This is a genomic window from Brevibacterium iodinum ATCC 49514 (genome assembly GCF_900169265.1).
GTDB lineage: Bacteria > Actinomycetota > Actinomycetes > Actinomycetales > Brevibacteriaceae > Brevibacterium > Brevibacterium iodinum.
Genome location: NZ_FXYX01000001.1, coordinates 430,363 through 450,618, shown reverse-complemented (window position 1 = coordinate 450,618; position 20,256 = coordinate 430,363). Strand labels below are relative to the sequence as shown.

Below are 20,256 nucleotides of genomic sequence, written 5' to 3'. Positions count from 1 at the left end.
AGAGGTTCGCGCCCGAATTACTCAAACCAGGAACCGCCGTCGGGAGGGAGTCCCTCGACTTCCTCCCGACGAAGCTCCGCGGCTCACTTCTCCAGTCCGTGCCGATCCTCAGCGGTGTACGTACGAGGCAGACCGTCCGGGGCCTCGAGCTCCTCGGGATCCGTGGGCTCGATGACGTCGGACTCGATGGCCTTGTTCTTCTTGACCTTCCCGAGCAGAGCCGACACGTGCTTGAGGCTCGACAGCAGCTTCCGATCCTTCTTCGGCGCAACGTACTCGGGGTCGGTCTCGATGGGGAAGACCGTCGGTGCGGCACCGAAGGCCTCCTTCGATTCCGCAGCGACCTTCCGCGCCATCTGCGAATTCACCACGGCCCCGATGACCACACCGACGCCGAAGGGCAGCAGGCGACCGACCAGCGAACCACCGGCACGGGCGGCGAACTTGCGGATGAAAGTCTTGCGCAGCTTGCGCACGAGCAGATCGACCAGCGGGGCCGGCAGCTGCTTGGTCACAGTGGCGCCCCAGCTGCCGAACATCGACTCCACGCCGCCGTTCTGCTTGCCGAACTTCTGGATGAGGTTCTTCCCGTCCTTGCCCAGCATGAGGCCGAGGACCAGGGCGTTCGCCCGTTTGGCGTCGGCCACCGGCAGTCCGTGGATCTCTGCGATGGCCTGCGCAAACAATGCAGTGCCTTCCAGGAAGCCCGCGGTCTCGACGCTGGCGACACCCAGCGCCGCAGTCGTGCCCAACCCCGGAACGGCCGCGGTCGCACCGACCGCGGCTCCGCCCGAGGTCGTCAGGGTCAGATAGTGTCGGCGAATGATCGTGATGAGCTCTTCGGGGGTCGCGTCCGGATGCCGGCGGCGCAGACTGCGCACATAAGCCAGGGCGACGGGCCGCTGCACGGACAGCAGACGCGACAACATCGACTGGGCGCGGGGATTGAGGGTCCCATCGTCATTGACTGCCAACTTCGCAGCCTTGTCGAGACCCTTCTTCGCCACTGATGATTTTGCCACGAGAGTTCCTCCTCGTTTCGGTCACTCGCGACTGCCGGTCGCAGTCACGAATCAGACCCAAGTTTAATAGCGTCCGTTGTGAGTCCCGGGAGCAGAACCTGACCGTGCGGCGACTGCCCGAATGTGCTCCACGTCCTGGTCCGCGCACCCTGACAGGGACTAAACTGCCCTGACCATGTCACAGCGCGCATTCCACCGTCCCGTTCCCTTCGCCGACCTCGACTCCGTCGGTGCCGTCGACGATCCCGTCGCCCGTTCGGAGACCTCGCACGCCACCGCGGCACTGCTGCTCGGCGATTCAGAAGGCAACCGCGACGAGGCTGCCACCAGGCGCTTCGTCGAACTCGCCGATGACATCGGCATCGAGGTCATTGCCGAGATGTGGTCCGCCGCTCCCGCCGTCTCCGCACCCGGCGCACTGTGGCGCCTCTACGCCCTGCGCCAATGGATTAAGTCCGCACCTCGCGAACTCGCCGAGATGTTCTCCGACGGCCAACGCCGCATCACCGAGGGCATCGGATACGACGAGATCCTCGCTGGCGTCGAACTGCCCGCCGGACCTGACGAAGTGGCCCACGCCATCGACGAGATCCTCGTCGGCGCCTTCCGCGGTGACATCGTCATCGCGCTGCTGCGCGCCTCTGCCTTCGTCGGCATCTGCGCGGCAGGCACCGACGACCACGACACCGCCGTCCGCCTGCGCCAGCTCTCCCAAGACCTGTCCGACGCCGCGGTCGCCCATCGCCGAGGCGGCCTCGACTGATCCTCAGCCCGCCGGCAATCCCCTCACCGAGGCGGCCCGCCCGACCGAGTGAGCGCGGTCCCCGTCCGGACCGGATATTCCCGCCCGACCACGACATCGACTGTGAGATTCTCAACGGACGAAGAGCCGCCTCGGCGGTGGATTCATGCGCATGAACGAGTATCGTAGGAGGTGGCCTTCGGGCCACCGGACGCTGGATCGCTGAAGCCCCGGGCTCCAAATTCAGCCGCTTCGAGCGGCCTTCCGCCGAGAGGCGCTCTCGGTTCAGCGTCCGGCACATAACATTGAGGCATCATGCATATTCGTCCGGCTTGTCCGGGCCCCGGGCAGGAGGAGCGCATGCGGCTCAAGCGGGTACCGCAGGACAAGGTGTTCTATGAGCGGTTGTCCGATCTCGTCTCACAGATGCGGCAGTGCAACCTGGTGCTCGCCGAACTCTCCGGAATCGAAATCAGCGAACGACGCGATGTTGCCGACCGCCTCCGCGAGATCGGGGACAGAGCCGATGAGGACATGGGCGCGATGCTCCGCGCACTGCGCGAGAACTACATCACCCCGTTCGACCGCAACGATCTCTACCTGCTCAGCCACCACATGCGCGACATCTGCCACCGGCTGCACGGAGTCGGATACGTTCTCGCCTCCGGAGCTTTCGACCCGCTGCCCTCCGGCGTCCCCGAGACCCTGGCCGTGCTGTCGAATCAGACTGACCACACCTCGCGGATGATCACTCGTCTGCCGGGCAAGCTCGACCAATGGGACTACGTCGACGCGATCAACCGGCTGACCTACCAGGTCGAGAGCCTGCAGTGGCGGATGTCGGACGCGGTGCCGAACTCCAAACGGGGACTGACCTATATGGCGGCCGTGTCCCAACTCGGGCAGGCCTTCGTCCGGGCCGCCCACGGGTTCACCGAACTCGGCAAGGTCGTCGCAGCCATCGCGATCAAGGAATCATAGTCCGTGGAGCTGCTCTTGGCGGCAGTCGTCATCGCCGCGGTGATCTTCGCCGGCTCGAACGGATTCCATGACGCCGCCCTGACCGTCGGCAACGCGGTCGTCGGACGGGCAATGCGTCCGGGCTGGGCGCTCAGCCTGGCCGTCATCTTCAACTTCATCGGTGCGCTCCTCGGTGAGGGAATCGCCATCGTCGTGGCCAACCAGATCGTGCTCTTCTCCGGTTCGGCTGACCTCATCCTCACCAGCCTCATCATCGCCTTCGTTGCGGCGACGACTTGGAGTCTGTTCACCTATTATCTCGCGCTGCCGGTGTCATCGACCCACTGTCTGATCGGCGGTCTGCTCGGTGCGGGAGTTGTGTTCGGGTTCTCCGTGAATACCGGTGAAGCAATGGACTCCGTGGTGTGGCCGCTGGTGCTCTCACCGATCCTCGGGTTCATTCTCGCGTGGGTGCTCACGCTCATCCTGTCGAAGTCGCTCGCGTCCACTCCGCCCAAGCCGCTGTTCCGGGGTGCGCGCATGGTGGACTCGGTGCTCACGGCGGCCCTGTCGCTCGTCCACGGCGTCCAGGACGCGCAGAAGATCGCGGCACTCGTCATGGTCGCCGTTCTCGCCGTCGACACGCAGCAGCACGATGTCCTCTCCGTGGTCGACATCTCCTGGCCGGTGCGCCTCCTCATCGCCGCGGCTCTGGCTCTGGGCACCGGATTGAGCGGGTGGCGAGTGGTCCAGACGCTGTCCGTGCGCATGGTCCGTCTCGATCCCCTCAAATCCTCCATCGCCGATGGCGCGGCCACGATCCTCATGTACACCGCAGCCCTCATCATGCGGGTTCCGGTGTCGCTGACCTTCGTCCTCGGATCATCGATCCTCGGCACCCAATACACCGGGCGCAAGGGCCACGCCAGAGCCCGGTACTTCGTGCCGATGTTCGCCGTCTGGCTTCTGACGATCCCTGCCGCCGCGCTGTTGGCCGTGGTGCTCGGGTGGATCGTCAAGGCCTCTGTCGGGCTCTGACGAATCAGCGCCGAGGCTTCCGCCCGAAGACGAAGCCGGTGGTGATCATGGTCGCGGCGAGGACGAAGTGCAGCCAGTTGTCGGCGGTGTTGAGCCCGACGAAGTTGCCCATCGACTCCATCGGAATCACCATTCCGTAGATCCACAGCACCGCATAGATGATTCCGCCGACGATGAGGTAGTTCTTCGCCAGTGCACGTGAGCGGAGTCCGAGCATCCCGACGACTCCGAAGAGCAGGTGGACGATGTTGTGGAGCACCGTGACCTGGAAGAGGCCGAGCAGTGCCGCGTCGGTGTGGTGTCCGGCGAAGCTGATCGAGCCGAGATTCGCGGTGATGCCCGGGACGAAGCCGAGGATCCCCACGAGCAGGAACACTGCGCCGAAGAGCCCGGAGACCATCTGCACCTGCGAACGCGCACCGCGTGCAGCGGCGGGCGACTGTGACGACATCAAGATATTCATGACGATCCTTTCCCAAAGATGGCTGGTATCGGTGATTCGGAGCAGATGCCGATTCGGATGGCCGACGGGCGAAACTTTCCGGCAGCGCTTTCCTGGTCTGTCCCCTCGGCGGCCTCGACATCTCCCGTGGGTGGATCCACCTCGATAACGGCGTTGATGTCAAGGGGGATCCACCCGCAGGATCAGCCGGCGAACGGACCGTACGTTGCCAACAGGTTTCCCTTGCTGGTCTGCTGCACGTCTTTGAGCGTCAGCCTCGTCGTCGTTCCGCCCTCGAAAAGGGATCGACCGCTGCCGGCGACGACCGGGTGGATGGCCATCGTCAGTTCGTCGACGAGATTTGCTCCGACGAGCTGTCGGGCGATCGACATCGAACCCTCGATCGCGATCTTGCCGCCTTCACCGGCTGTGATGTCGCGGACGAAGTCGGCGAGGTCGCCCTGGATGAGTGTCGAGTTCTCCCACCGGAGGCCGAACTGCGACAGCGTCGTCGAGGCGATGTGCTTGGGAGTCGAGTTGATGAAGTTCGCGAACGGCGCGTCCTCGCCTTCTGTGTGGTTCGGCCAGTGGTTCTCCCACTCCTGATAGGTGACACGGCCGAGGACGCAGTCGTCGACTCCTCCGATGGCCGTGGTCATCCATTCGCCCATCTCCTGGTCGAAGGAGTCGAACTGGAAGTTGAACGGATCGGATGCGATCCCGTCGAGTGATTGGAACAGGGCGGCGATGATTGTGCGTGCCATGGTGTTCTCCTCATTGAGTTTCGTGCGGGGCTTGAGCCTCATGCGGGCCGTTGCGCTCTACGTGGGCTCTTGTGCTTCGTGCGGCCGTGGTTCCTGTATTCCAGTTAAGTTCATAAAATGAACTACGGTTTCAATAGTGAACTCACATTGCTATGCTGTCAAGCATGAAGTCGTACGGACAGTTCTGCGGTCTCGCTCGGGCAGCCGAGGTGCTGGGGGAACGATGGTCGCTCATCATCCTCCGCGATCTCCTCGTCGGACCCAAGCGCTTCAACGAGCTTCGACAGGGCAACCCCGGCATTCCCTCGAACCTCCTGACCACGCGATTGCGCGAACTCGAAGCCGCGGGGATCCTCGAGCGTGGCATCGACGGACGCAGCGTCGTCTACCGCCTCAGCGACTACGGTTCGGATCTCGGTCCGGTCCTCATCGAACTCGGCCGCTGGGGATCACGGCGCATGATTGAGGCTCGTGAGGGTGAGATCCCGACAGACAGTTCCTTGGCCGCCGCGCTCCTCACCTCCCGCACTGTGGCGAAGGTGCGGGCTTTCAAGGTGGAAGTGGCGGCCGGCCCGGCGGTCGCTCATGCTGAAGTGAGCGAGGCGGGCGTGAACGTGGCCGAAGGCGCCGATCCGACCGCGCACCTGTTCATCAACGGACCGGGTCTGCGGGGCCTCCTTGCCGACGGTGATGCGGAGGCGGCCGTGGCTGCCGGGACGGTGTCCGTCGACGGAGACGAGTCACTGTTGACCGAGTTCGTTCGCGCCTTCCGTGCGCCCGTCGATGACAGCGTCGGCAACACACCGTCCCAGAATTAGGTGCCGATGGTTCCGGCCGTGAGAGAACCGCGGGGCGGGTCGGCCGGGAGGGCGCATTCTCTGGTCGATCCGCGGTGATTGTGAAGCTCAAAACGTCGAGGATCGACCAAACAATGACCTGCGGCGGACGCATACCGCCGGAGTCTGCCCTCGTTCCAACGCAAAGTGGTCGTTTTGGTCACGTTCCGCTGAGCAGAGCGTGACCAAAACGACCACCGAGTGACGTGCATTATTGCGGCGAGGCGCTTCGGCTCTCCTTGCGCCGAGGCGGCGGCAACCCGCACCTTCACGTCGAGGCGGAGACTGAACCCGCCGGCTGGGCGAGCTCTCAGATCAGCCGAAGCGACCGGAGATGTAGTTCTCGGTCTCTTCCTTGTCCGGGTTCGAGAAGATCGTCGAGGTCTCGTTGAACTCGATGAGCTTTCCGGGCTTGCCGGTGCCGGCGATGTTGAAGAACGCGGTCTTGTCGGACACACGAGCGGCCTGCTGCATGTTGTGCGTGACGATGACGACCGTGTACTTGTCCTTGAGGTCGTTGATGAGGTCCTCGATCGCCAGGGTCGAGATCGGGTCGAGAGCCGAGCACGGCTCGTCCATGAGCAGGACCTCGGGTTCGACGGCGATCGCGCGGGCGATGCACAGACGCTGCTGCTGACCGCCGGAGAGACCCGAGCCGGGCAGGTTGAGGCGGTCCTTGACCTCGTTCCACAGGTTCGCTCCGCGCAAGGCACGCTCGGTGAGATCGTCGGCCTCGGTCTTCGACAGGCGCTTGTTGTTCAGGCGCACACCGGCGAGCACGTTCTCCTTGATGCTCATGGTCGGGAACGGGTTCGCCCGCTGGAAGACCATGCCCACCTCGCGGCGGACGTTGACCGGGTCGACGCCGGCACCGTAGATGTCATTGCCGTCCATGAGGACCTCACCGGAGACGCTGGCGCCGGGGATGACTTCGTGCATGCGGTTCAGCGTGCGCAGCACCGTGGACTTGCCGCAACCGGAGGGGCCGATGAAGGCGGTGACGGAGCGCGGCTTGATCTGCATCTGCACTCCGTCGACGGCGCGGAAGTCGCCGTAGAAGATGTCGAGATCCTTGATGTCGATCTGCTTGGACATTGTGTTTCCTATCCGTGGAAATGGGTGAGTCTGGAGGACTGTGGGCAGTCGCCGGTCAGCGTCCGGCCTTCGGTGCGAGCACCTTCGCGATGATGCGGGCAAGCAGGTTGAGCACCATGACGAGGGCGACGAGCACAAGGGCTGCGGCCCAGGCGCGTTCCGAGCTGGCCAGGGCGGCGGCTCCCGGCGAGACCGGGCGCAGCTGCGAGTCGTAGATGAACGTCGGCAGCGTCGACATCCAACCGGAGAAGAGGTTCCAGTTGAGTGTCTTGGCGAATCCGGCGGTGACCATGATGGGTGCCGTCTCACCGATGACGCGGGCGATGGCGATGGTGACACCGGAGAGGATTCCCGACACCGCGGTGGGCAGAACGATCTTCACGATCGTCTTCCACTTCGGCACGCCGAGTGCGTAGGAGGCCTCGCGCAGGTCCATCGGCACCAGGCGGAGGATCTCCTCTGTATTGCGCACGACGATCGGGATCATCAGCACCGACAGCGCCACGGCCGCGGTGAAGCCGGTCTTCGCGATTCCGGCCGCGCCGGGCAGGAGCACGTTGGCGATCGTGGAGAACAGTGCGAAGGCGAAGAGACCGGCGACGATCGAGGGGATGCCGGTCATCACGTCGACGAGGAAGGTGATCGCCTTGCCCAGGCGGTTCTTGTTCGAGTACTCGACGAGGTAGATGGCGGTGAGGACGCCGATCGGAATCGAGATCACGCAGGCGGCGAGTGTGATGAGCACGGTGCCGACGATGGCGTGGTAGAAGCCGCCGGCCAGAGTGGCCTCACCGGCGACGTACTGCTGATCGAGGACGCCCTTCATGCCGAGCATGGTGCGGGTGAGCAGGTCACCGCTGATGGCGGCCCCGCCCTTGGACACGGTCAGCCACAGCAGCGAGATGAGGGGAACGCATGCGAGGACGAACGTCGAGGTGACGATGGTGGTCGCGATCCGGTCGACGGCCTTGCGGCGGCCTTCGTAGGACGCGGAGACCGCGAACACGGCGATCGCGTTGATGAGGCCGGCGAGGACGGCCACGACGGGGATGTTGAAGCCGCCGAAGGCGATGAAGCTGATGACGATCGCCACGAGGATCGAGGCGACGGCGACGATCCACGGGGTGGCCTTCGGGAGCTGTTTGGAGGTGAGCTTCGCCGGTTTCGACACGGCCGCCTCGGTGGTGGTGTTCATGGTGGTCATTGGTCTCAACTTCCCTTCACCGAGGTGCGGGCGACAATGGCGCGGGCTCCCATGTTCACCAGCAGGGTGATGACGAAGAGCACGAGGCCGACGGTGATGAGCTCGGACAGGCGCAGTCCCGCGGCCTCGGGGAAGTTCTGCGCGATCTCGGAGGCGATGGTCTGGTTGCCGCTGACGACGAGCGAGGCGGTGAGGACGCCGGGCGAGAGGATCATGGCCACGGCCATGGTCTCACCGAGGGCGCGGCCGAGGCCGAGCATCGTGGCCGAGACGATTCCGGACTTGCCGAAGGGCAGCACCGCCATGCGGATCATCTCCCAGCGGGTGGCGCCGAGCGCCAGCGCCGCCTCTTCCTGCAGGCGCGGGGTCTGGAGGAATATCTCGCGGGTCAGCGAGGTGATGATCGGCAGGATCATGATCGAGAGCACGAGCGAGGCGGTGAGCAGTGTGCGGCCCGTCTGCGACACGGATCCGTCGGCGGCCGGAGCGAAGATCGGAATCCAGCCGAACCACTTCGACAGCCACAGGTAGAAGCCGGTGAGGTTGCCGGCCAACGCGATGCCCCACAGGCCGTAGACGACCGAGGGGATGGCGGCGAGCAGGTCGATGACGTACCCGAGCACCGGAGCGAGCTTGCGCGGGGCCATGTGGGTGGTGAACAGCGCGATGCCCAGCGAGAAGGGAGTCGCGACGATCAGCGCGATGGCCGCAGAGATGAGCGTGCCGATGACCAGCGGCCAGACATAGGAGAAGAAGCCCTTGCCGCCGGTGATCTGGGAGGGATCGCTGATCTGCGCGGTGATGGTGTCCTTCGACTGTGCGAGAAGGAACAGGGCGACTCCGGCGAGGATCACCAGGATCAGGATGCCGGCGATGAGCGTGGCGGCTGAGAAGATGCGGTCGCCGGGTCGGACGACGGCCTTCTGCTGCCGAGCTGCCGGGCTCTGCGGCGGCTTCTGCCCGGACTCGGGCCTGGAGCCGGGCCCGGTGGGGCCTGACTCAGTGGTCTGTGTGCTGATCGGCACAAGTACTCCTCATGTGACTTGTGGTGAAACCGGGGTGGTTCCACAGGCGCGGAAAAGCGGCGCAGGGATTCTGCGCCGCTCCCGACTGGCTATATCTCCAGGTCAGAGACTGAAATCAGCCTTCGACCTTGATCGAGTCGATGACTTCTTCGACCTGCTTGCGCAGCTCGTCCGACAGAGGTGCGGACCCGGCGGAATCGGCAGCGGACTTCTGTCCCTCTTCCGAGACCACGAACTTCTCCCAGGCCTTGACCATGTCCACGGTCTCCTGGTCCTTGTAGGACGAGCAGACGAGGTGGTAGGACACGAGGACGATCGGGTAGGCGCCGGACTCGGTGGTGTCGCGAGCCAGGTCGAAGGCGAGGTCGCCTTCGCTGCGGCCTTCGACCTTCTCGGAGGCGTCGACGACCTTCGAGGCGGCTTCCGGGGAGAGTTCGACGAATTCCTCGCCGACCTTGACCTTGGCGGTGGAGAGCTCACCGACGGCCGAGGCATCCGCGTAGCCGATCGCTCCGTCGGTGTCCGAGACGGTCTGGATGACACCGTCGGTGCCCTGCGCAGCCTCGCCGCCGTACTCCTTCGGGAAGTTGCCGTCGACCTCGGCGTCCCAGTCCTTCTCGGCGGTGGCCTTGAGGTACTCGGCGAAGTTCTCGGTGGTGCCCGAGTCATCGGCGCGGTGAACGGCGGTGATCTTGAGGTCCGGCAGCTCGGCATCCGGGTTGTCGGCCTTGATGGCCTTGTCGTTCCAGTTGGTGATGTCGCCCTTGAAGATCTTCGCGATCGTTTCGGGGGAGAGGTTGAGCTCGTCGACGCCCTTGACGTTGAAGGTCACGGCGATGGGGGAGATGTAGACGGGGAACTCGTAGGCTCCGTCGGCGCCGCAGGCTTCCTCTCCGGCCTTGACCTCGTCATCGTCGAGGTGGGCGTCGGATCCGGCGAACTGCGCGTTGCCGGCGAGGAACTGTTCACGGCCGGCACCTGATCCGTCGGGGGAGTAGTTGACGGTCACGCCGGAGTTCTGCGAGGTGAAGTCCGCTGTCCAGGCATCCATCGCGGCCTTCTGCGAGGAGGCGCCGATGCCGGTCAGGGTGCCCTGCAGGTCACTGCTGCCGCCGGATGCCTCTTCGCCGGTGGCGGACTGTCCGCCGCCGCAGGCCGAGAGGGTGAGGGCGCCGGCTGCGAGGATCGCAGCGGAGGGGGCGAGATGCTTCATCTTCACGAAGATGCCTTTCATGTTTGTGGACACAGCTCGAGAGTTCTCGATTGCTCGTCATCCACGCTAAGGATCACGGGTGAAGTGTAAGGAGTTGGAACGTGAATGGAAGGTGAATGAGGGGCGAAGGGTTGGAACCGCTGTGAGTGCTCGATCACAGACTTCGTCGGTTTCATGAAAGGATCGTTGTCGGGACCGGCATTCCCTCGCTGAGGCGGCCCACCCAACGCGCGTGCTCGACCGCCGAGGCGGCCCACCCAGTACGCTTGCTCGACCTTGAGAATCGGCTCGCTCGTGGGCCGTGCACCTCGGCTAGCTGTCGATGGGGCGGACGCGTTCGATCTCGACGATGCGCGGCACCGGTCCGGGTCGCACATAGGCGATGAGGACCTCACCGGGCTTGAGGTATGGATCGTCCTTCGGCAGCTTCGCTTCCACACGTTTCGGGGCATGAGCGGCGTAGACGGAGAAGATCGTCGGCAGCACCGGCCGGTGCGTGCAGTAGATGACGGGTTTTCCCTTCGCCAGCAGCTTCTCGATATAGCGGGCGGTCTTGTCCGGGTTCGCTGCGGCTGCCTTCTCGCTGAGCGTCGACACCTTCTTGATCGACTTGCCCGTCGCCGCCGACAGCGGAGTCAGCGTCGCCATGCACCGCTTCCATGGACTCGAGACGAGCTTGCGGACGCCCCAGGCTCCCAGCAGCCCGGTCAGTGCCATGGCCTGTCGGGTGCCGAGTTTGAGCAGGGGCCGCACATGCTCGGTTTCATACCACTTCGCACGTGGGAACGCCTTCCCATGACGGACGAGGATGAGCGGCCACGCCCGCAGCGCGTCCGTCTCGGCGAACTTCTCCAGCGCGTCGAGCTGTTCCCGGTCCCCGAACGACGTCAGCTTCGATCGGGCCTTGTCGACAGGGAACCAGCCGGCGGTGTCGACCTCTCGCTTGTTCACCGGGGCGAATCCCGCTTCGTCCTTGACCTCGGCCGACCAGTAGAAGACCTTCTTCAGCGTGTTCTTGCCGACCGTGTACTCGGCCGACGGCAGGGGGATGCCGAGGTGGATGTCGAACCCCGTCTCCTCCTTGACCTCGCGGATCGCGGCCTCCGGCAACGTCTCACCCGGGTCGACCTTGCCCTTGGGCCACGACCAGTCGTTGTACTTCGGGCGGTGGATGAGCACCACCTCGAGACCTTTCGGTCCGTGTCTCCAGCAGACAGCCCCGGCGGCAAGGACATCGGCGGTGACGCGCGATGATGCCTGTGCCGAGGCGACCTCGGACCGGCTCACGCCTCATCTCCGATTCGCCGACGCTTCCGGTGCCGACGGATGAGCTCCGACTGATAGTCGGCGAGGATGCTGCCCTCGTCGTCGTGGGTCCGCCGCGTCCATCTGCCGTCACTGGCCAGATCGAACGCCGAGGTGGTCGGGGCGAAGGCGAGATCGAAGAGTTCGATGATCTCCGCCCGGTGCCCGTCATCGACGATCTGCACGAGCGCTTCGACCCGGCGGTCGAGGTTGCGGTGCATCATGTCTGCCGATCCGATGTAGACGATCGGGTCGCCGTTGTTGCCGAAGACGAAGGCGCGGGAGTGTTCGAGGAAGCGTCCGAGCACGGAACGCACGGTGATGTTCTCGCTCAGGCCTTCGATGCCTGGGCGCAGAGCGCAGATTCCGCGGACGAAGACTTCGACGGCGACCCCGGCCTGGGATGCCCGGTAGAGGGCGTCGATGATGGCTTCGTCGACGATCGAGTTGACCTTGATCCGCACCTGCGCCGCTCCGCCGGACTGTGCGATCGCGATCTCGGAGTCGATGAGGTCGATGAGTCCGGTGCGCACAGTGCTGGGGGCGACGAGGAACCGTGAGTATTCGGACTTCGGCGCGTAGCCGGAGAGCTGGTTGAACAGCTTCGTCAGATCATCGGCGACGGCCCGATCACGTGTCAGCAGCCCGAAGTCCTCATAGCCGCGGGCAGTTTTCGGGTGGTAGTTGCCGGTGCCGACGTGGCAGTACCGGGCCAGACCGTCAGCCTCCTGACGGACGACGAGGGAGAGCTTCGCATGGGTCTTGAGCCCGACGATTCCGTAGACGACGTGGACGCCGGCGCGCTCGAGCTTGCGAGCCCAGGTGATGTTGGCCTCCTCGTCGAACCGGGCCTTGATCTCGACGACGGCGAGCACCTGGATGCCGGCCTGTGCAGCATCGACGAGGGCGTCGATGATCGGCGAATCCCCTGAGGTGCGGTAGAGCGTCTGCTTGATCGCCAGCACGTTCTTGTCCGACGCCGCCTGTTCGAGGAAGGCCTGCACGCTGGTGGAGAACGAATCGTAGGGGTGGTGCAGGAGGATGTCTCGGCTGGCCACCGCGTCGAAGACGTCGACCTGGTCGCTGGACTCCCGCAGCGACAGGTCCTTGCTCATCTGCGGAACCATCTTCGGATAGTGCAGATCATCGCGCGGGACATCGGCGATATCGGACATGCCGGACAGGTCCAGCGGACTGGGCAGGTGGTAGATCTCCGAGTCGTGGATGCCCAATTCGTCCTTGAGCATCTCGAGGACACGGGGGTGGATGTTCTCTGTGATCTCCATCCGCACGGCCGGACCGAAACGCCTGCGCAGGAGCTCCTTCTCCAGAGCCTTGAGGAGGTTCTCCGCATCGTCCTCTTCGACCTCGAGGTCCTCATTGCGGGTCACGCGGAAGGTCGAATGGTGGACGATCTCCATACCGTCGAACAGGGTGCCGAGGTGTTCGGCGATGATGTCCTCGAGGGCGACGAAGCGGGCCGGGACGTCGCGTCCGGCGGGTCGGTCGGTTGCCTCGGCGACATTGAAGAACCGCGGCAGGCGCGGGGGAACCTTGACGCGGGCGAAGAACTCCTTGCCCGTCTCCGGCGACCGCAGGAGCACGCCGAGGTTGAGCGAGAGACCCGAGATATACGGGAACGGATGAGCCGGATCGACGGCCAGCGGGGTGAGGACGGGATAGACGTGGCCGAAGAAGAATTCGTCGACACGGTGCCGCTCATCCTCGGTGAGGTCCTCGACCTGGACCTTCGTGATCGATTCCGCGTCGAGGCGGGGACCGATATCGTCCTTGAGCAGGGCGGCATGCCGGCTCATCAGCTCGAATGCGCGCACCCCGATATCGTGCATGACCTGCGCGGGCATGCGCCCGGTGACGCTGGGCACGGCGAGACCGGTGTTGATGCGGCGTTTGAGACCGGCGACGCGGACCATGAAGAACTCGTCGAGGTTGGTCGCGAAGATCGAGAGGAATCGGACGCGTTCGAGCAGCGGGATCTCCGGATCCGAGGCGAGGTCGAGGACGCGTTCGTTGAAGGCCAGCCAGCTGAGTTCACGGTCGAGGAAGCGATCTGCCGGGTCGGGCAGGCCCAGCTCCTTACCCGAAGCTGCGATGTCGTACAACGCTCTACTCCTTCTCGTCCGTCGACGCCGTGCTCGCAGAGTCAGTGCCGGTGACCACCTTTGCGGAGGCCGGCGCATAGGCCACGTGCGCGACCGCGACATGGAAACCCAGTCGCTCGTACAAGCCTAGCGCCGCGGCGTTGTCCGATTCGACGTAGAGTTCGATCGTTGCGGCACCGTTGGTCACCATCCGCCGCATTCCCTCGACCGTCAGCGCCTTGCCCACGCCCTTGGCGTGGATGCGCGGATCGACCCCGACGACATAGACCTCGCCGAGGCGGCCCTCATCATCCGTGTCCGTGATCTTCGTCTGGTGGAATCCGATGACCTTGCCATCGCGGGCGGCGATGATGAAGGTGGTCGGGTCGAAGTCCGCAGCAGTGACGACGGCATCGATATCGGCGCGGGACTGGCCGCCCTGTTCGGGATGCCAGTCGAAAGCGGCGTTGTTCACGGTCAGCCAGCCGTCCTCGTCGCCGGGAGCGAAGGAGCGGATCTCGACCCCGTCGGGGCTCTGCGTCTCGGGGAGGGCGTCGAGGCGCAGCCCGGTGTCGGTGCGCATCTGGTAAAGGACTCGATCGCGGCCGAGCCCGTGCTTCTGTGCGAGGTGGGCCGCGGCCGGGTGGTCGCCGTGCGACCAGCACCAGGCTTCGGGCTCTTCGTCGAGGATCCTTCTCAGCAGCTGTTCGCCCAGACCCTGATCGCGATGGTCGGGGGCGATGAGGAACTCGGCGGCGTGGCGGTCCCCTTGCAGGGCGCGGATTCCGAATCCGATGAGCTCGCCGGTCGCGTCTTTGCCGGCGGAGTCGGCATCGGCGGGGTCGGAAGCGTCTGCATCGTCGGCAAAGACGCGCCAGACGCTCGAGGCGGTCTGCGCATCGTGGGCGGTGTCTTCGCCGGTGGCGACGGCCATGAGTCCCCCGGAGATCTCGGGGGCGCCATCGGCGGCCGCCACGTCATCGAGGAACTTCAGCTCATCCTCGGTGAGCGTGTCGATCGGGGTGGAGGTGGTTGCTCCGCTGGCCTGGATTCTCATGCCGTCACGTCCTCTGAATCTGTGTCTGTGACGCTGTCGGCGCTGAACCGGTAGCCGACGTTGCGCACGGTGTGGATGGCGTTCTCAAGGTCTTTGCCGAGTTTCGCACGGAGGCGGCGAACATGCACGTCAACGGTGCGGGTGCCGCCGAAGTAGTCGTCGCCCCACACGGCGAGCAGGATGTCGTCGCGGGTGAAGACGCGTTCGGGGTGCATGGCGAAGAACTTCAGCAGGGCGAACTCGCGGTAGGTGAGGTCGAGGCTGCGACCGCCGAGCTCGGCGGTGAACGCGGTCTCGTCGATGCGCAGGTCCCCGGTGACGACGACCATCGGTTCGCCATCGGCATTCCACATTTCCTCGCCCGTGTCGCCGAGGCGCCCGGACGAACCGGGGCCGCCTCCCCGGGAGGTGCCGACGGGGCCGCGTCCGGTGCGAACCGGTCCCCAGCCCCCGGCGTCGCCCTTCGCGCCGAGCCGGCCGGGCCCGGCATGCAATCCGCCGGGGAATCCGCTGCCGGAATGAGCTGACGAGGATGCGGTGTGACGGTCACGGGCCACGCGCAGCCGCGCTTCCACCTCGGCGGGGCCGGCAGTGGTGAGGATGAGGTCGGACACGTTCCATTTCGCCGAGGCGGTCGCCAGTCCGCCCTCCCCGAGGACGACGATGGCGGGAGCGGTGATCCGCGCCTCGGCGAGGAGGTCGGAGATGCGCGGGGCCAGGGACAGATCGAGGCAGGCGTCGGCGATGACGACGTCGACCGCGGCGGATTCGGCCCGGCGGCTGGGCAGGTCCTCGGCCGCGCAGCGGTCGATCTGGTGACCGAGGTACTGCAGGGATTCGGGAGCGAGCGGGGCGTCGAGCCTGGCCGTGGGGCAGATGTGCAGAATCCGCATGTGCTGCATCCACCTCCTCGGCGCCCGTCGTCTCGCCCGTCGTCTGAGGAAGAGTATAGCGAGGCCCGGGCCGGGGCTGCTCCGACGCGCTGCCGCCGGTGGTTACCGCGGGTGTCGCCGGATAGGGCACGATAGTGCTGTGATCAGATGGATTCGAGTAGCCGTCGCCCTGGTGCTGGTGTTGGCCCTCAGTGCCTCCGTGTACTGGGGCTATACGCTGTTCCTGCTGGCGACCGGGCTCATCGTCTTCGGCGTCGCCTATGGTTGGCCGCGTCTGACGGACTCCCCGCAGCCGCGGGCGACGTCGATCATGCTCGCCCTCTTCGGAGTCGGCGGACTCTACGCCGCCTGGCAGGACTCGACGGCTCCCTACCTCGACTGGCTGCCCGTGCTCGCGGGACTCGGTCTGCTGTGGACCTTCGTGCAGAACCTCACCCGCGGAATCGGTGCCTCCTATGCGGTGGCGAACGTGTCCGCGCAGGTCTCCGGTCTCGTCATCGTCCTGTCCGCGAGCACCTGGGTTGCGGCGATCACGGTCCCCGGTGACAAGGAGGCCATCGTCATCGGCCTCGCCTCGCTCATCGTGGCGCAGTGCATGACCGCGCTGCCGTGGCCGGCGATCTACACCTCGCCGTTGGCCATCGTCATGTCCACGGCCGTGGCGGGGATCCTGTCTGTGCTCGTGTTCGCACCGGCGATCTCCTTGGCCATGGCGCTCATCCTCGGTGTCATCATGGGCCTGCTCGTGGCAGCGGTCGATCGGATGCTCGGGCTCGTCGCCTATGCGAAGTTCCAAGCCGCCAACCTCGAGGCCTCACAGAACATCGAGGTCAAGAAGAACGTCGAGAAGGCCCGGAGCTTCGCCGTTCAGCTCGCCCTCGGTGCCGCCCCGATCGCGCTCGGCGGAGTCGTCGTCTACGCACTCGAACGCGTCGCCTCCTGACCTGGGCTGAATGCACATCACTTTGTCAGGAACTGTAGACTGGGAGCATGGATAATCTTGTTGCTCTCGAAATCGTCTTCTCCAGCCTCGTCGGCATTGCCGCACTCGGCGCCCTGGGCGTCGGGATCAAGGTCGTCACGGCGCTGTTCAAAGACAACCGCTGATCCCTGATGGTGATCGAACTCGATGCCTCGGTCCACCCCGAGCTCGTCCCTCTGTCCTGGCTGATCGGGTCGTGGGAAGGCGTCGGTGTCGTCGGCTATGCGGACACTCCTGAGAAGCAGTTCGGCCAGCGCATCGACTTCGTCGCGCATGAGGGTACGCCCTTCCTCCAGTACACCGCGCATGCGTGGCTGCTCAGCGAGTCCGGTGATCTCGAGTCGACCCTGACTCTCGAGACCGGAATCTGGCAGCTCGTGCGTCAGCACGACGACGGCGACGTCGGCCCGGGGATGATGGTGCCGACCGAACCGCAGTCCTTCACCTCGGCCGCAGCGGTCGAAGCCCTGCGCACGAACGACGACGCCTTCGAGATCGAAGCCGAGATCGTCCACCCGCACGGAGTCATGGAACTCTACGCCGGCACCGTCAAGGGACCGCGCATCGATCTGGCCACCGACGTGGTGGCCAGGACCAAGACCGCGAAGGAGTACACCGCCTCGACGCGGATGTACGGCCTCGTCGGCGGCGAACTCATGTGGGCCTGGGACATGGCAGCCATGGGCCACGAACTCGCCTCCCACTCCTCTGCCAGATTGAAGAAGCTGTCTTAATATGACTGATCCCGTGTCGCCGAATTCTGACTTCAACGATTCGCCGTCGCCGGAGAACACCGACACCCCCACCGAGGCGGTTCGGCGCTCGTCGCTGGCCCGCGGGCTGAGTTCGACCGCGGTGTTCGGGGCCGGCGACCTCGCCGAGACTCCCATCCACTACGGAGCTCCTCTGCGAGAGCAGCGCGTGCTCGTGGAGAAGGACGGTCTCGTCGACCTCGCTCACCTCCGCGTGCTGCGTCTGAGCGGACCCGACCGTCTGACCTGGCTGAACTCGATTACCACGCAGAAGATCGACAGCCTGGCCCCCGGAGTGTCCACCGAAACCCTCGTGCTCGATCCGAACGGTCGCATCGAAGGCTGGCTGAAGCTCATCGACGACGGTGAGGCGCTGTGGGCGATCAGCGACCTCAACACCGATGCGACACTGGACTTCCTGCGCAAGATGGTCTTCATGATGCGCGTCGAGATCGAGGACCTCAGCGACGACTATCAGTGCTTCGGCGCCATCACCGCTCTGTCGGAGACCCTGCCCGTCACCCGGACCTGGTCCGATCCGTGGCCGCACATCGGAAGCGGTTCGGCCTCCTACGCGCAGATCGACATCGGGCACGGTGTCGCCGGAACCGACCACCCGGGTCTTGAGACTCCGTTCGTCATCGGCATCGTCAAGCGCTCTGACCTGCAGGGGCTGTCGGCGAACAGCTTCGACATGGCCGGCTTCGATGCCTGGGAAGCCCTGCGGATCGCTGCCTGGCGACCGGGCCGGAATGAAATCGATCACAAGGCCCTCGTCGGCGAACTCGACCTGCTGCGCACGGCCGTGCACCTGGCCAAGGGCTGCTACCGCGGTCAGGAAGCGGTGGCGCGCGTCCACAATCTCGGTCAGCCGCCCAGGCGTCTGACCTTCGTCCATCTCGACGGGTCCGGCCATATCGCCCCGGATCCCGGCACCGAGGTGCTCGCTGAAGTCCGCGGGTCCGAACGATCCGTGGGCACTCTGACCTCGGTGACCGTGCACTGGGAGCTCGGACCGATCGGTCTGGCCGTGGTCAAACGGAACCTTGCCCCCGAGTCGCAGCTGAGCTTCGAAATCGGCGACGGCGAACGCGTCATCGGTGCTCAGGAGACGATCGTCGTGCCGATGCGCGACCACGAGCGCGTGCTACCGGAACGGAACAGGGACGTCGACGCCCGCAGCCAGAACCGCTGATCACAGGGAGTCTGGGGTGCGGCCATGGGTTGCTTCTGCCCTCGCTGTGGGCGGCCTGACTAGGGAATTCGACGGCCGGTGAACGGCTGCGGATTTCGCACCCTATCTGGCCCGAATCCGCGCGTTCGTCTCTCCGTTGCGAGCGGTTCTGCTCAGCCCTCGGACGGCAAGTGACAAAAAGCGTCGATAACCTCTATTCTTCCCCTTATGACAGCTTTGGAAATTGGCGGCGAAGCTCTGCCGCAGGAACGTAGGATCGTCACCGAGATTCCGGGACCGAAGTCCCGTGAGATCGAGGAACGTCGCAAGTCAGCCGTGGCGACCGGTGTCGGTTCGAGCCTGCCCGCCTACGTGGTTGCGGCCGGTGGCGGCATTCTCAAGGACGCCGACGGAAACCAGCTCGTCGACCTCGGCTCGGGCATCGCCGTGACCACGGCCGGCAACTCGAACCCCCGCGTGGTCGAGGCCGCGAAGGCGCAGCTCGAGGCCTTCACCCACACCTGCTTCATGGTCAACCCCTACGAGAGCTACGTCGAGGTCGCCGAAGCCCTCAATCGCCTCACTCCGGGTGACCACGAGAAGCGCACCGTGTTGCTCAACTCCGGTGCCGAGGCCGTCGAGAACGCTGTGAAGATCGCTCGCGCCCACACCGGCCGCGACGCCGTCGTCGTCTTCGACCACGCTTACCACGGTCGGACCAACCTGACCATGGCGATGACTGCGAAGGCAGCGCCCTACAAGGCCGGCTTCGGCCCCTTCGCCGGTGAGGTCTACCGCGCACCCATGTCCTACCCGTACCGCGACAACGATGCGGCCGGCACGAAGATCAGCGGTGAGGACGCAGCCAAGCGCGTCATCACGATGATCGAAAAGCAGATCGGCTCCGAATACGTCGCTGCGATCGTCATCGAACCCATCCAGGGTGAGGGCGGCTTCATCGTCCCGGCCGAGGGCTTTCTGCCCACGCTCGTCGACTACGCCCGCGAGAAGGGCATCGTCTTCGTCGCCGACGAGGTGCAGGCCGGATTCGCCCGCACCGGCAAGATGTTCGCCTCCGAGTGGGAGGGCATCGTGCCCGACCTCATCACCACGGCCAAGGGCATCGCGGGCGGTCTGCCGCTGTCGGCCGTGACCGGTCGCGCGGACATCATGGACTCGGTCGGACCGGGCCGCCTCGGCGGAACCTACGGCGGCAACCCCGCCGCTTGTGCCGCAGCGCTCGGCGCCATCGCCTCATACGAAGAGGACGGACTGCCGGAGCGTGCCCTGGCTATCGGTGAGATCATCGTCGACCGCCTGACGAAGCTGCAGTCGAAGTACCCCGAGGTCGGCGACATCCGCGGCCGCGGTGCCATGATCGCCGCCGAGTTCGTCGAGCACGATTCGATCGAGCCGAACGCGGATCTCGTGAAGAAGATCGCGGACTACTGCGCGAAGAACGGCGTCCTCGTGCTCACCACGGGAACCTTCAGCAACATCCTGCGCTTCCTGCCGCCGCTGACGATCTCCGACGAGCTTCTGGGCGATGCCTTCGACGTCATCGAGGCAGCCCTCGCCGAACTCCTCGGCTGACCCTCCTCCTAATTGCTACCTGACGGCGGCCCAGCAACCTCGCGCGAGGTTGCTGGG

Annotated in this window: 19 protein-coding genes; 8 read left to right on the top strand and 11 right to left on the bottom strand. The window is 65.3% G+C overall.

Translation table 11 applies throughout. The features are described 5' to 3' along the window. Positions 1–83: 83 nt before the first annotated feature. Positions 84–1,022, bottom strand: a complete 939-nt coding sequence (locus BI49514_RS02070) for a hypothetical protein (RefSeq protein ID WP_101543810.1) — start codon at positions 1,020–1,022, stop codon at positions 84–86. Between the two features lie 175 nt (positions 1,023–1,197). Here BI49514_RS02070 and BI49514_RS02065 point away from each other — a divergent pair, with 175 nt between their 5' ends. From BI49514_RS02065 to BI49514_RS02055, 3 genes are all read left to right on the top strand, one after another. Next, complete coding sequence (locus BI49514_RS02065) at positions 1,198–1,785, top strand: hypothetical protein (protein WP_101543808.1); 588 nt, start codon at positions 1,198–1,200, stop codon at positions 1,783–1,785. A 294-nt stretch (positions 1,786–2,079) separates the two neighbouring features. After that, positions 2,080–2,745, top strand: a complete 666-nt coding sequence (locus BI49514_RS02060) for a DUF47 domain-containing protein (protein WP_244195224.1) — start codon at positions 2,080–2,082, stop codon at positions 2,743–2,745. Positions 2,746–2,748: 3 nt separating this feature from the next. Beyond that, positions 2,749–3,762 (top strand): inorganic phosphate transporter, encoded by a 1,014-nt coding sequence (locus tag BI49514_RS02055; protein ID WP_101543805.1) that lies wholly within the window; start codon positions 2,749–2,751, stop codon positions 3,760–3,762. Between the two features lie 4 nt (positions 3,763–3,766). Here the strand turns inward: BI49514_RS02055 and BI49514_RS02050 are convergent, their stop codons facing one another. Together BI49514_RS02050 and BI49514_RS02045 are read right to left on the bottom strand one after the other, a co-directional pair. Continuing rightward, positions 3,767–4,225 carry a DUF4383 domain-containing protein gene (locus BI49514_RS02050; RefSeq protein WP_244195223.1) on the bottom strand — a complete coding sequence of 153 codons (459 nt, stop codon included), beginning with the start codon at positions 4,223–4,225 and terminating at the stop codon, positions 3,767–3,769. Between the two features lie 182 nt (positions 4,226–4,407). After that, positions 4,408–4,968, bottom strand: coding sequence for a dihydrofolate reductase family protein (locus tag BI49514_RS02045; protein WP_101544091.1), 561 nt, complete (start codon positions 4,966–4,968; stop codon positions 4,408–4,410). 164 nt (positions 4,969–5,132) lie between these two features. On the opposite strand from BI49514_RS02045, the gene BI49514_RS02040 reads away from it, so the two are divergent. Further along, complete coding sequence (locus tag BI49514_RS02040) at positions 5,133–5,786, top strand: winged helix-turn-helix transcriptional regulator (protein WP_101544089.1); 654 nt, start codon at positions 5,133–5,135, stop codon at positions 5,784–5,786. 333 nt (positions 5,787–6,119) lie between these two features. On the opposite strand, the gene pstB is transcribed toward BI49514_RS02040, so the two are convergent. The 8 genes from pstB to BI49514_RS17150 all read right to left on the bottom strand — a co-directional run bounded on the left by pstB (position 6,120) and on the right by BI49514_RS17150 (position 15,707). Further along, positions 6,120–6,899: a phosphate ABC transporter ATP-binding protein PstB gene (gene pstB / locus BI49514_RS02035; RefSeq protein WP_101543804.1), complete on the bottom strand. Its 780-nt coding sequence runs from the start codon at positions 6,897–6,899 to the stop codon at positions 6,120–6,122. Between the two features lie 55 nt (positions 6,900–6,954). Then, positions 6,955–8,094, bottom strand: coding sequence for a phosphate ABC transporter permease PstA (gene pstA / locus BI49514_RS02030; RefSeq protein ID WP_101544088.1), 1,140 nt, complete (start codon positions 8,092–8,094; stop codon positions 6,955–6,957). Between the two features lie 14 nt (positions 8,095–8,108). Beyond that, positions 8,109–8,999, bottom strand: a complete 891-nt coding sequence (gene pstC, locus BI49514_RS02025) for a phosphate ABC transporter permease subunit PstC (RefSeq protein WP_101544086.1) — start codon at positions 8,997–8,999, stop codon at positions 8,109–8,111. A gap of 244 nt (positions 9,000–9,243) precedes the next feature. Next, positions 9,244–10,347 carry a phosphate ABC transporter substrate-binding protein PstS gene (gene pstS / locus BI49514_RS02020; protein WP_101544084.1) on the bottom strand — a complete coding sequence of 368 codons (1,104 nt, stop codon included), beginning with the start codon at positions 10,345–10,347 and terminating at the stop codon, positions 9,244–9,246. 306 nt (positions 10,348–10,653) lie between these two features. Then, complete coding sequence (locus tag BI49514_RS02015; protein WP_101543802.1) at positions 10,654–11,628, bottom strand: NUDIX hydrolase; 975 nt, start codon at positions 11,626–11,628, stop codon at positions 10,654–10,656. Then, a complete protein-coding gene (locus tag BI49514_RS02010; RefSeq protein ID WP_101543801.1) occupies positions 11,625–13,769 on the bottom strand; it encodes an RNA degradosome polyphosphate kinase in 2,145 nt (714 codons plus the stop codon). Before BI49514_RS02010 ends, BI49514_RS02015 begins: the two co-directional genes overlap by 4 nt. A 4-nt stretch (positions 13,770–13,773) precedes the next feature. Further along, positions 13,774–14,805, bottom strand: coding sequence for a mycothiol synthase (mshD, locus tag BI49514_RS02005; protein ID WP_101543799.1), 1,032 nt, complete (start codon positions 14,803–14,805; stop codon positions 13,774–13,776). After that, entirely contained in the window at positions 14,802–15,707 is a 906-nt protein-coding gene (locus BI49514_RS17150; protein ID WP_276330052.1) for a winged helix-turn-helix domain-containing protein, read from the bottom strand. The genes mshD and BI49514_RS17150 overlap by 4 nt, the downstream gene beginning before the upstream one ends. 130 nt (positions 15,708–15,837) lie before the next feature. On the opposite strand from BI49514_RS17150, the gene BI49514_RS01995 reads away from it, so the two are divergent. The 4 genes from BI49514_RS01995 (at position 15,838) to gabT (ending at position 20,199) form a co-directional block, all read left to right on the top strand. Further along, positions 15,838–16,641: an ammonia permease gene (locus tag BI49514_RS01995; RefSeq protein ID WP_244195221.1), complete on the top strand. Its 804-nt coding sequence runs from the start codon at positions 15,838–15,840 to the stop codon at positions 16,639–16,641. A gap of 170 nt (positions 16,642–16,811) precedes the next feature. Continuing rightward, entirely contained in the window at positions 16,812–17,414 is a 603-nt protein-coding gene (locus BI49514_RS01990; RefSeq protein WP_167443980.1) for a heme-binding beta-barrel domain-containing protein, read from the top strand. 1 nt (position 17,415) lies between these two features. Beyond that, positions 17,416–18,627 (top strand): CAF17-like 4Fe-4S cluster assembly/insertion protein YgfZ, encoded by a 1,212-nt coding sequence (gene ygfZ, locus BI49514_RS01985; RefSeq protein ID WP_101543796.1) that lies wholly within the window; start codon positions 17,416–17,418, stop codon positions 18,625–18,627. Between the two features lie 207 nt (positions 18,628–18,834). Further along, positions 18,835–20,199 carry a 4-aminobutyrate--2-oxoglutarate transaminase gene (gene gabT, locus BI49514_RS01980; RefSeq protein ID WP_167443979.1) on the top strand — a complete coding sequence of 455 codons (1,365 nt, stop codon included), beginning with the start codon at positions 18,835–18,837 and terminating at the stop codon, positions 20,197–20,199. Positions 20,200–20,256: the final 57 nt, after the last annotated feature.

Coding starts and splice junctions, on each gene's coding strand:
- BI49514_RS02065 (WP_101543808.1), top strand. CDS start 1,198: ATGTCACAGCGCGCATTCCACCGTCCCGTTCCCTTCGCCGACCTCGAC.
- BI49514_RS02060 (WP_244195224.1), top strand. CDS start 2,080: ATGCATATTCGTCCGGCTTGTCCGGGCCCCGGGCAGGAGGAGCGCATG.
- BI49514_RS02050 (WP_244195223.1), bottom strand. CDS start 4,225: ATGAATATCTTGATGTCGTCACAGTCGCCCGCCGCTGCACGCGGTGCG.
- BI49514_RS02045 (WP_101544091.1), bottom strand. CDS start 4,968: ATGGCACGCACAATCATCGCCGCCCTGTTCCAATCACTCGACGGGATC.
- BI49514_RS02040 (WP_101544089.1), top strand. CDS start 5,133: ATGAAGTCGTACGGACAGTTCTGCGGTCTCGCTCGGGCAGCCGAGGTG.
- pstB (WP_101543804.1), bottom strand. CDS start 6,899: ATGTCCAAGCAGATCGACATCAAGGATCTCGACATCTTCTACGGCGAC.
- pstA (WP_101544088.1), bottom strand. CDS start 8,094: ATGAACACCACCACCGAGGCGGCCGTGTCGAAACCGGCGAAGCTCACC.
- mshD (WP_101543799.1), bottom strand. CDS start 14,805: ATGAGAATCCAGGCCAGCGGAGCAACCACCTCCACCCCGATCGACACG.
- BI49514_RS17150 (WP_276330052.1), bottom strand. CDS start 15,707: ATGCAGCACATGCGGATTCTGCACATCTGCCCCACGGCCAGGCTCGAC.
- BI49514_RS01990 (WP_167443980.1), top strand. CDS start 16,812: ATGGTGATCGAACTCGATGCCTCGGTCCACCCCGAGCTCGTCCCTCTG.
- ygfZ (WP_101543796.1), top strand. CDS start 17,416: ATGACTGATCCCGTGTCGCCGAATTCTGACTTCAACGATTCGCCGTCG.
- gabT (WP_167443979.1), top strand. CDS start 18,835: ATGACAGCTTTGGAAATTGGCGGCGAAGCTCTGCCGCAGGAACGTAGG.